9 protein-coding genes are annotated in these 9,832 nt (G+C 69.6%); 5 read left to right on the top strand and 4 right to left on the bottom strand.

Annotation, left to right across the window (positions count from 1 at the left end; all coding sequences use genetic code 11):
- Positions 1 to 42: 42 nt before the first annotated feature.
- A complete protein-coding gene (locus tag AB0I18_RS01980; RefSeq protein WP_363103395.1) occupies positions 43 to 1,278 on the bottom strand; it encodes a DegT/DnrJ/EryC1/StrS family aminotransferase in 1,236 nt (411 codons plus the stop codon).
- A 182-nt stretch (positions 1,279 to 1,460) separates the two neighbouring features.
- Positions 1,461 to 2,597, bottom strand: a complete 1,137-nt coding sequence (locus AB0I18_RS01975) for a GNAT family N-acetyltransferase (RefSeq protein WP_363103394.1) — start codon at positions 2,595 to 2,597, stop codon at positions 1,461 to 1,463.
- Between the two features lie 432 nt (positions 2,598 to 3,029).
- Between AB0I18_RS01975 and AB0I18_RS01970 the strand changes: the two genes are divergently transcribed.
- The 4 genes from AB0I18_RS01970 to AB0I18_RS01955 all read left to right on the top strand — a co-directional run bounded on the left by AB0I18_RS01970 (position 3,030) and on the right by AB0I18_RS01955 (position 7,031).
- A complete protein-coding gene (locus AB0I18_RS01970; RefSeq protein ID WP_363103393.1) occupies positions 3,030 to 3,647 on the top strand; it encodes a dihydrofolate reductase family protein in 618 nt (205 codons plus the stop codon).
- 135 nt (positions 3,648 to 3,782) lie between these two features.
- Positions 3,783 to 4,400 (top strand): hypothetical protein, encoded by a 618-nt coding sequence (locus AB0I18_RS01965; protein ID WP_363103392.1) that lies wholly within the window; start codon positions 3,783 to 3,785, stop codon positions 4,398 to 4,400.
- Between the two features lie 75 nt (positions 4,401 to 4,475).
- Positions 4,476 to 5,501 carry an aminoglycoside phosphotransferase family protein gene (locus tag AB0I18_RS01960; RefSeq protein WP_363103391.1) on the top strand — a complete coding sequence of 342 codons (1,026 nt, stop codon included), beginning with the start codon at positions 4,476 to 4,478 and terminating at the stop codon, positions 5,499 to 5,501.
- Positions 5,502 to 5,666: 165 nt separating this feature from the next.
- Entirely contained in the window at positions 5,667 to 7,031 is a 1,365-nt protein-coding gene (locus tag AB0I18_RS01955; RefSeq protein ID WP_363103390.1) for an FAD-dependent oxidoreductase, read from the top strand.
- An 87-nt stretch (positions 7,032 to 7,118) separates the two neighbouring features.
- Here AB0I18_RS01955 and AB0I18_RS01950 read toward each other — a convergent pair whose 3' ends face one another.
- Positions 7,119 to 8,594, bottom strand: a complete 1,476-nt coding sequence (locus AB0I18_RS01950; protein WP_363103389.1) for an FAD-binding protein — start codon at positions 8,592 to 8,594, stop codon at positions 7,119 to 7,121.
- A 195-nt stretch (positions 8,595 to 8,789) separates the two neighbouring features.
- On the opposite strand from AB0I18_RS01950, the gene AB0I18_RS01945 reads away from it, so the two are divergent.
- On the top strand, positions 8,790 to 9,260 hold the full coding sequence (locus AB0I18_RS01945; RefSeq protein WP_363103388.1) for a MarR family transcriptional regulator: 471 nt from the start codon (positions 8,790 to 8,792) through the stop codon (positions 9,258 to 9,260).
- A 22-nt stretch (positions 9,261 to 9,282) separates the two neighbouring features.
- Here AB0I18_RS01945 and AB0I18_RS01940 read toward each other — a convergent pair.
- On the bottom strand, positions 9,283 to 9,832 hold a 550-nt coding region (locus AB0I18_RS01940), incomplete at its 5' end, for an OB-fold nucleic acid binding domain-containing protein (protein WP_363103387.1).

Below are 9,832 nucleotides of genomic sequence, written 5' to 3'. Positions count from 1 at the left end.
AACCGTGACAACCGCCGGCCGCGAGCCGGCCGGCGGACTGTCTCACTGGCCCAGGGGTGCCGGTGGCGCGGTGTCCGGCACGGGGGCGGGAACCGGGACCGAAGGACGAGAAGGGGCCGCCAGTTCTCTCGTCAGAGCATTGGTGATCTTGCGGGCCAGCAGCGGATCGGCCGGCAGCACGTGTGAGGCGAACCAGCGGGCTGCCGACGGATCGGGGGACGGTTCGACGAACTCCGCACCCGCGTAGTCGTCGAGCGGGGGATCGTAGACGTATCCGGAGACCACGCCGTGCCTCACCAGACGTTCCACGAGGACGTCACGGTCGCGGACCAGGAGCGGGACCCGGAAGAGGGGACGAGGACCGTCGTAGGTCGCCCGGTCGCGCAGTGCCGGGGAGGTCCAGGCGGTACCCGACAGCAGCGAGACCCCGGCCCTGCGCCGGGCGAGGTCGTCGTCGAGCCCAGCCATCCGCACCGCCAACTGCCCCCGGACCAGAGCCCCGTGACGGGCCCGGAAGCCGTGCAGGTCGACCCGTATCCACGGCTCGTACGCGGCCAGGCTCGGCGCCTCGCGCGCACAGCCGGAGAGCCGGGGCGCGTGCAGGGCCATACGGAAGTCGTCGCGTTCCAGCACCCCGAGGCGCTGCATCGTCCGCCACACCGGACGCACCAGGTGGAGGCCGCGTACGCCTGACCGCGCCAGCGGCCGCAGCGTCACGGCCAGGTCACCGCGGAGGCGGCGCGGCACCAGGAGGTCGTCACGCAGCAGCTCCAGCTCCCGCCGGGAGCGCGCGTCCTCGACGGCGAGGAACCCGCCGGCCGTCGCCGCCACGTGCTTGGACAGGCTGAACGCCGCCGCCTTCCCGAACGTCCCGATCGGCTGCCCGTCCACGTGCGTGCCGATCGCGTGCGCCGCGTCCTCGAACAGCGGAATCCCCAACTCCTCGCAGCGCCGCCGCAGTTCCACCACCCGGTCCGGCATCCCGTACAGGTTCGTGGTCAGGACGGCGTCCACGTTCCGCCAGGTCGACTCCGGTACGGCGGCCGGATCGATGTTGCCGTCCCATACGGACACGGGCGCCTGTACCGGGCGCAGCCCGGCCGCGAGGACGACGAAGAGGATCACGTCGTCGTTCACCGGCGACATGAGCACCCGTGCGCCCGGCCGGCACCAGCGTCGCAGCGCCACGTACAGAGCCAGCCGTGCCGAGGGCATGTAGACGCATTCGCGTCCGAGTCGCCGTGCCATCATCGTGGCGAGCCGCGATCCGTACGGCATCGTCACCTCCTCCGTCGATGGGTTCTCCGAGGCACACAGCGCGCTCTCACGAGCGTCCGTCAGGGCCTGTCGAGCCTCCCGGCAGGGCGGGCTCTCGCCATCGCGGGTCGCATCGGTGAGGCAGGTGCGACCAAGCGTGGCGAAGGGAGCGCGGCGTGAAAGCCGGGAGTGGGGGAGCCTGCTCAGCGTGCGTGGGGTTCGGCTCTGTTGGAGTCCGCCTTGACCCTGGTGCGTAACGTGCCCACCGTCTTCAACAGCTGATCGGCCGGCTCCCGCAGCGTGGGATGGGCGAGGACCGTGTTCCGCAGGCCGCGCACCGGTCTGCGCCACATCCGGTGCGCCGCCGCCACCGGGTGCGGGCGCGTCGCGAACCCTTCGCCCACCCGCAGCTCACGGGTCTTGAGCCAGTCCTTGTACTCCTTGTCACCGCGTCCGAAATCCATCAGCCGCACGCCGTGCCGACCCGCCGCCTCGGCCATCCGAAGGTGCATGATCAGCCCGGGCGAGTAGTAGCGGAACTCGGGGTCGTACGCGGTGAACCAGCACGCGAACACGGTGCTCGATCTCGGTCCGAAGTGCGCGGCCACCGGTCGGTCGCCGGCGTACAGCACGGACAGCACACCGGTGAAGTGCTCGTCGCGGACCTGGAAGAGGTGGTCCACAAGGCCGACGATCCACGGTTTCCCGAACCGGTCCATCCGTCCCGTCCTGCGGTACTGGGCGGACTTCCACTCCATGAGCCTGCGGAGCATCAGCGGGTCGCGCTCGTCGAAGACGAACCGCACCTCGCCCACGTCGCGTCCCACGCGGCGTTCCTTTTTCAGCGTCGTCTTGGCCAGCCCCGGGTACGCGCCGCGCAGCCACTCCGCGTAGCTGCCGGCGGCGCCGCCTTCCAGGTCGATCACCGGTGAGGCGAACGTCCCCGTGACGTGTCTGCCGAACGGCTTCTGCTCCTCGACGAGGTGGTCGAACTCGAAGACGGAAAGACCGCAGGCCCGCAGCAGCTCCTGGCTGTCCCAGCCGACCCCGGGGCGATGGACGAGTGCCTGGCAGTCGGAGAGGCCGAGCCCGATGGCCCGGCCGACGCCGAAGGCGTTGCGCTCGTACGGGAGGAAGCCGACGGGCTCCCCCTTCTCCCGCAGGACCGCGACCCGCGCCCCACCGCGGTATCTGCCGATCCCGATCGCGAACTCGGGGGCCAGGAAAGGATTGGCGTATTCGGGCGACTCGTCCATCGCCTGATGCCAGGCCCGGCGAAGCGAGCTGCTCAGCTCGTCGGGTCTGTGGATGGTGATGTCCGCGTTACTCATCGATCGCATGGGCGACCGCCCCCCTCATTCCCCCATGACGCGTACTGGCGGCGCGTCCTGCCGTTCTTCGGTGTCCGCTGATCCAAGCCGTGTACGCACTCGTTCCACGGGCGAGGATCCGGATTCGAATTGTTCGGCGGCTCAAAGGTCGCGAAACAGGACGCACGTGTCAAGGGTGCCCACGGCAATGAAAGGGTACGGATTGGATTCCTCGGTCTATTCAGGTCAGCCCGAATCGCACCTTCTGCCCCTTCATCCCTTCCGGCATCGCAGAGGACACCGCAGGGGGCACCGTCGCGGCGAGCCCACCTGGCGGCTTCGCCGGGCTGCGAGCTGAGGCGGGGCCCCGAATCGCACGACGCGTCACCGATGAGTTTCACCGGCCGGCGTCGTCTACTGAGGGAAGCAGATAATCACCGGCCACTTGTCTGGAGTACCAGCATGAAGAAGATCATCGCAGGGCTGTTCATCTCGCTCGACGGCGTGGTGGAGGCGCCCGACCAGTGGCACTTCCCGTACTTCAACGACGAGATGGGGGCGGCCGTCGGCGCCACCCTCGGCGAGGCCGACACGTTGCTCCTGGGCCGTAAGACCTACGACAGCTTCGCGGGCGCCTGGCCCGAGCGGGAAGCGGCCGGCGGCGAGGACGCCGGCTTCGCCAAGACCCTCGGCGACGCCCGGAAGATCGTCGTGTCCAACCAGCAACTCGACTTCACCTGGCGGAACTCCGAGCTGCTCACGGGAGATCTCGTGGCGGCGGTCACCGCTCTCAAGAACGAGCCGGGCTCCGGCACAATCGGGATGAGCGGTTCCGTCTCCGTCGTCCGTCAACTGCTGGACGCGGGGCTACTGGACGAGCTCAACCTGCTGGTCCACCCCATCGCCGTCCGCAAGGGCATGCGACTGTTCGAAGAGGGCGACACTCCGCTTCCGCTGAAGCTGATCTCCTCCGAGACCTTCCAGACAGGTGTGCTGAACCTCGTCTACGCCCCCGCCGATTCGGTCGCCGATGCCACCTATGCCGACGCGAAGGCACACCTGCCGCAGTCCGAGCAGTAGCCGGGCCCCGTTTCGACGTCCGGCAATGCCAACTACCGGCCTTGGCGCGGCGTTTGAACCTATCGGCCGCCTCCCGCGTCCCAGTACCGATCGGCTGTTGACCGGCAGCCGATCGGCTGGGACGTGGAGGGGCAGATGAAGAAACTCAGCAGCACCAAGGGCGCCACGGGCGCCGCGATAACAGCCGCCCTGGCGCTCGGTACGCTCCAGGGATCAGCCGCCGGCAGCGTCGGCGGCGAGTCCGCCTCCACTTCCACTTCCGCTTCCCCGACCGTGTGCGTCGGCACGCAGCCGGTGCGCAGCCTCCCCGGTCCCGGGACGGAGGTAGGGCCGCCGGACAGTACCCCGCTGTACCGGGTGCTGGCGTACGTCGACAGGACGGCCAGGGCCCGCCACTCCACCGTCTTCACCGGTCTGTCGGTCGACGACGGGGATCGGGCCGCGGACGTGTACCGCATCCCCTCCAAGGCGTTCGACGCGGATATCTGCGGTGCCGCCGAGAAGGGGGTGACCGTGCGGCTGCACGACACCGACATCAGCCAGGTGGACCTGGACGCCCTGGCTGCCCGAATCAGCGCGGACATGGACCGCTGGAACGACACCTTCCAGCTGCGCGCGGTCGGCGTGGACAGCGCGGGATTCGTGTTCGTGGGCGTCGACGACCCCGCGGCGGCCGAGCCCGTTCTCAGCAAGGCTTTCGGGAGGAAGCACATCCGGGTGGAGCACATGGAGCAGGCTCGGCTGTACCGCTGACTTCCAGAAGTCACTGACACCGGCGCCCGTTAAATCCAGGTGCTGCCCCGATGCCCGCGGTGGTGGGATGGCGCGATGCACGGTGAATCGTCGGTGGTCGTGGACCGAGGTCGGTATCAGGACGCGGTGACGCCCTGGGAACAGGAAGCGTGGCGTGCGGCTGCCCTTGGCTGGGTGAAGGACGCACTCGTTTCCCACGGGCTGCGCGAAGCGGGGCCGCGGAGGGTGCGGCTGCGGCCGTGGTCGGTACTGGTGCGGCTGTCCGTCGAAGGCCGCGGTGCCGTCTGGTTCAAGGCCAACCCGCCCGCCAGCGCGTTCGAGGCAGGGCTGACCGAGGCACTGGCCGGCTGGGTTCCGGAGCATGTACTCAAGCCCCTCGCCGTCGACACCGATCGTGGGTGGTCTCTGCTTCCGGACGGCGGCCGCCTGTTCAGAGACGTCCTCGACGGCGGCGGCCTCGACGACCCGCGCGCCTGGGAAGAGCTGCTGCGCCAGTACGCCGACATTCAGCACGCCCTGCTCGGCCACACCGAGAAGATCGAATCACTCGGCGTCCCCAGCGCCCGAACGACCGCGCTCCCGGGCCTTTTCGACCGCCTGGTCGCGGAGAACGCCCGGCTGACGCCCGCGGATCGCAAGCGGCTCAGCGACCTGCGCCCCCGCCTGGTGGAGTGGTGCGAGGAGCTCGCGGACACGGGCATCGGGGATTCACTCGACCATGCCGATCTGCACGACGGCCAGATCTTCGTACGAGATCCGGGTCGTTTCACCTTCTTCGACTGGGGTGACGCGGCCGTCTCGCACCCCTTCTGCAGCTTCCTCGTCACTGCCCAGCATGCGCGCGACCGATACGGCCCCGAGGCGTTGCCACGACTGCGGGACGCCTATCTGGAGCCGTGGACGGGTGACGGCCACACCGTGCCGGAGCTGCGACGCGCGCTCAGCCTGGCGTGGCGGCTGGCCGCGATCGGCCGGGCCGGCTCCTGGGGGCGCCTCTTCCCCGGTGCCCACCAAGGCCTGGACTCCCAAGGCCCGGACTCGGCCGGCGACGCACAGAGCGCCCACTGGCTGCTGGAGCTCGACACCGAGCCACCGCTCTAGGAGTGCTCCAGAAAGGCCTCCGTCCAGGGCACTTCAGATGCGGGATCCACCACTCATAAGGTCCGTTTATGAGGTCATAGATCGGACCCGCGTACCAAGTCAGGGTTACCTAAGTTTAGGGTTGCGGACGAGACGCCTGTTGTTATCGTTCGAAGGGAACTGATCATGCCCCGCCCCCTGCGGGTAGCCATCGTCGGAGCCGGACCCGCCGGGATCTACGCCGCCGACGCGCTGCTGAAGTCCGACGTGGCCGCCGAGCCCGGCGTGTCCATCGACCTCTTCGAGCGGATGCCTGCCCCGTTCGGCCTGATCCGTTACGGCGTGGCCCCCGACCACCCGCGGATCAAGGGCATCGTCAAGGCCCTGCACCAAGTACTCGACAAGCCGCAGGTCCGCCTGTTCGGCAACGTGGACTACCCGGGCGACATCAGCCTGGACGACCTGCGGGCCTTCTACGACGCGGTGATCTTCTCCACCGGGGCGACGGCCGACCGGGCCCTCGACATCCCCGGTGTCCACCTCGACGGCTCCTACGGCGCGGCGGACTTCGTCTCCTGGTACGACGGACACCCGGACGTGCCGCGGACCTGGCCGCTCGACGCGGAGAAGGTCGCGGTCCTCGGTGTCGGCAACGTCGCACTCGACGTGGCGCGCATCCTGGCCAAGACCGGGGACGAGCTGCTGCCGACGGAGATCCCGCCGAACGTCCATGAGGGCCTCAAGGCGAACAAGGCCCTGGAGGTCCATGTCTTCGGCCGCCGCGGACCCGCGCAGGCCAAGTTCAGCCCGATGGAACTGCGGGAGCTGGACCACTCCCCCACCATCGAGGTCATCGTCGACCCCGAGGACATCGACTACGACGACGGCTCTATCGCGACCCGGCGCGGCAACAAGCAGGCCGACATGGTCGCCAAGACCCTGGAGAACTGGGCCATCCGCGATGCCGGCGACCGGCCGCACAAGCTGTTCCTGCACTTCTTCGAGTCGCCGACCGAAATCCTCGGCGAGGACGGCCGTGTCGTCGGCCTGCGGACCGAGCGCACGGCTCTCGACGGCACCGGCAACGTCAAGGGCACCGGCGTCTTCAAGGACTGGGACCTCGGCGCGGTCTACCGTGCCGTGGGCTACCTGTCGGACAAGCTGCCCAAGCTGCCCTGGGACGTCGAGTCGGGCACGGTTCCCGACGAGGGCGGCCGGGTCATCGAGGAGACCGGCGCGCACCTGCAGTCCACGTACGTCACCGGCTGGATCCGGCGGGGGCCCGTGGGCCTGATCGGCCACACCAAGGGCGACGCCAACGAGACGGTCTCCAACCTGCTCGACGACCACGCCAACGGCCGTCTGCACGAGCCCGCTTCACCCGCCCCGGAGGCCGTGGACGCGTTCCTCGCCGACCGGAACGTCCGCTTCACGACGTGGGACGGCTGGTACCGGCTTGACGCCGCGGAGAAGGCGCTGGGCGAGCCGCAGGGCCGCGAGCGCGTGAAGATCGTCGAGCGTGACGACATGCTCGGGGCGAGTGGCGCGTAGCCGCCACGCCGTACCGCCGTGGGGCCGTGGACATCCCGGCCCCACGGCCACCACCCGCCGCGGCCGCTGTGCCGGCCGTGCGTTGGCTCACTGCCGGAAGACGCCCTGGCCGGGTACCAGGATTCCGCGTGGATCGTAGGTCTTCCTGGCTTCGGCGAACCGTGGCCAGGCGGGACCGAAGTGCCGCCGCCAGTCCGCGCGGCCGAAGGGCACCGAGCCCACCGGGTACCGGGTGCCGCCGGCCGCGCTGACGGTGTCGTAGGCGGAGCGGTTGGCGCTGAGCAGGCGTTCGATCGTCGCCACGTCCTCGGGAGGAGTGGTGCGCAGGACCGCCAGCAAGTACGGGACTGGGTCGTCGGGCATGCGCGGCAGCGGGGTGCGCAGGCGCTCGCGCAGCAGCGGGTAGAGCAGGACGACGCCGCCGGGGCCGAGGTCGGCAGGGGTGACGGCCTCCAGGAGCGGGCCGGCCAGGTCGGCCGTCCGGTGGCCGGGCAGCAGCAGGTTGAGCCAGGGGTGGGCGTACGACCACAGCCCCGCCTCCTTCAGCGCCGCCACACCGGGAGCGAGCCGGTCGAGGAAGTCGAAGTAGGCGAGGTCGGCGATCTGCGCGCCGGCCGGAGCGTGCCGCAGACCGCGCAGCAGCACGGTGTCGTCGGGGGCGTCTCCGGCGGGCGGCCCGTAGGCGACGGCCTCGATGAGGTACTCGCGGAAGGCTCCCGACGCGTCCGGGGCGATCTGGCCCTCCAAGTAGGAGAAGCGCCCCTCGCGGACGAGCAGACGCTGGTCGTCCAGGAAGGTCCGCAGATCGTCGTACGGCAGGAGGTAGTGGCGTACCGTCTCCGGCGCCCGGACCAGGCGCAGGGTGGCGCCGACGACGACCGCGCACTGGCCCAGTCCGGCCAACACCGCGAAGAACAGGTCACGGTGCCGGACCGGTGAGCAGCGCAGCAGCTCTCCCGCGCCGGTCACGACGTCCAGTTCGACGACGTTGTCGACCTGTGCGCCGTGCTGGTGGCTCTGGCCGCCCAGGCCTCCGACGGACAGCGTGCCGCCGACGGACAGTTCGAGGTAGTCGGTGAAGACCGGCGGCGTCAGGCCGTGGGCCAGCGTGGCCCGGGCCACGTCGCTCCATTTCGCGCCCGCGCCGACCGTGACGTCGGCGCTGGCCGGACCGACCGGGCCGATGGAGGCGAGCGGCGCGGTCTCGATGACCAGGCCGCCCTCGACCTGTGCCTGGCCGTTTGTGCCGTGGCCCTGGCCCCGCGGTGCGACCCGCAGCCCGTGCCGGTTGCAGAAGCGGACCATCGCGACGACGTCCCCTACGGAGCCCGGGCGCAGCACCGCGGCCGGGCGGCGGTGCATGTAGTGACCGAAGTCGTCGGCAGCGGCGCTCAGTGACGCCTCGTCGGTATGGAGGGTTCCGTCCAACTCGGGGATGTCGCGCAGCGGTCGGCCCGACGCCGCCACCGCCCAGCTCCTGGTGAACGGGTCGAACCCGATCACCGCGGTCCCCGCGACCGCCAGACCCAACAACGCCGAACGCCGCGACGGAGCACCGGACACAGACGCCTCCAGAACGCCGACCGACCGGACGAAGCCACCAACAGTCGCCCAGCCTAAGGCAGTTGAGGTCCACAGACCACAGACTCACATCCACCACAACAGCCTGCCCGGCCAGCGAAGTCGCCTTGACCTCAAGTGAACTTCAGGTTTTACGGTGATCACGTCCTGGTGTTCGCCGGAAGGGAGCGCGTGAGCGTGGAAAACAACGTGACGGTCAAGGAGTACTCGCAGAGTGAGTTGGCTGCCCAGCCCATCGGTGCGTGGAGCGGCGAGGCATACCGTCGGGTGGTCGGGGGCATCCGCGAGCAGTTGGCGGTGGAGGATCTGACGCAGCCCCACTGGTGGACGCTCAACCATGCCGCCGGGGATCCCGGCAGATGGACCCGCGCGACGCTGATCGAGCGGCTGACGAGGTACGACGACCTCGGCATCGACTTCGACGGTGTCTTCGACGACCTCGTGGCCCGTGGGTGGCTCACCGAGGAGGCCGGGGCCATGACCTTGACCGATGCCGGGGAGGCCGGGCGCCTTCGGGCCAAGGAGCGCAACCTGAGAGTTCATCAGCAGGTTCATCAGGGCATCGACACCGCCGACTTCGTGACCACGATCAACGTGCTGCGCCGTATGGTCGCCAACCTGGGCGGCGACGGCAACCTGCCCGAGTGAGCTCTGTGCGGCGGTGCGCAGCTCACGTCGCCCGGGTCACGGCCACTGCCGCTTTGAGATCCGCCCAGAATTCGGGCCGGATACCGATGCGGTAACCCAGCCGGTAGACGGTGGTCCTCGCGGGGCCGCGTACCCGCAGATGCACCTCGCTCGGGCCCGGATGCGCCTGGAGGATCTCTTTGAGTTGCTGGACGGACCGCGGTGTCACATGGGCTTCGAGCATGTCGAGGCGGAGCGGGGCATGACCGGCATGAGCGTTGCTCAGGTCGGGGACCGTCAGCTCCATACCCACCAGCCGGGGCACGTCCTCACGTTTGTCGAGGCGTCCCCTGACCAACACCACGGCGTCCTCGACGAGTTGTGTGGAGACCGGCTGATAAGCGGCGGGGAAGAACATGCAGTCGATGGAGCCGGCGAGATCCTCGACCGTCGCGATCGCCCAGGCGTTGCCCTGCTTGGTCATCTTGCGCTGCAGGGCGGAGATGATGCCGCCGATGGTGACGACCGCGCCGTCCGAGTGCTCGCCTCCGGTGAGCTGGGAGATGCCCGCGTCGGCCTTGTCGGACAGCACG

The organism is Streptomyces sp. NPDC050704 (assembly GCF_040654355.1).
Taxonomy (GTDB): domain Bacteria; phylum Actinomycetota; class Actinomycetes; order Streptomycetales; family Streptomycetaceae; genus Streptomyces.
This window is presented reverse-complemented; position numbering and strand designations above follow the sequence as displayed.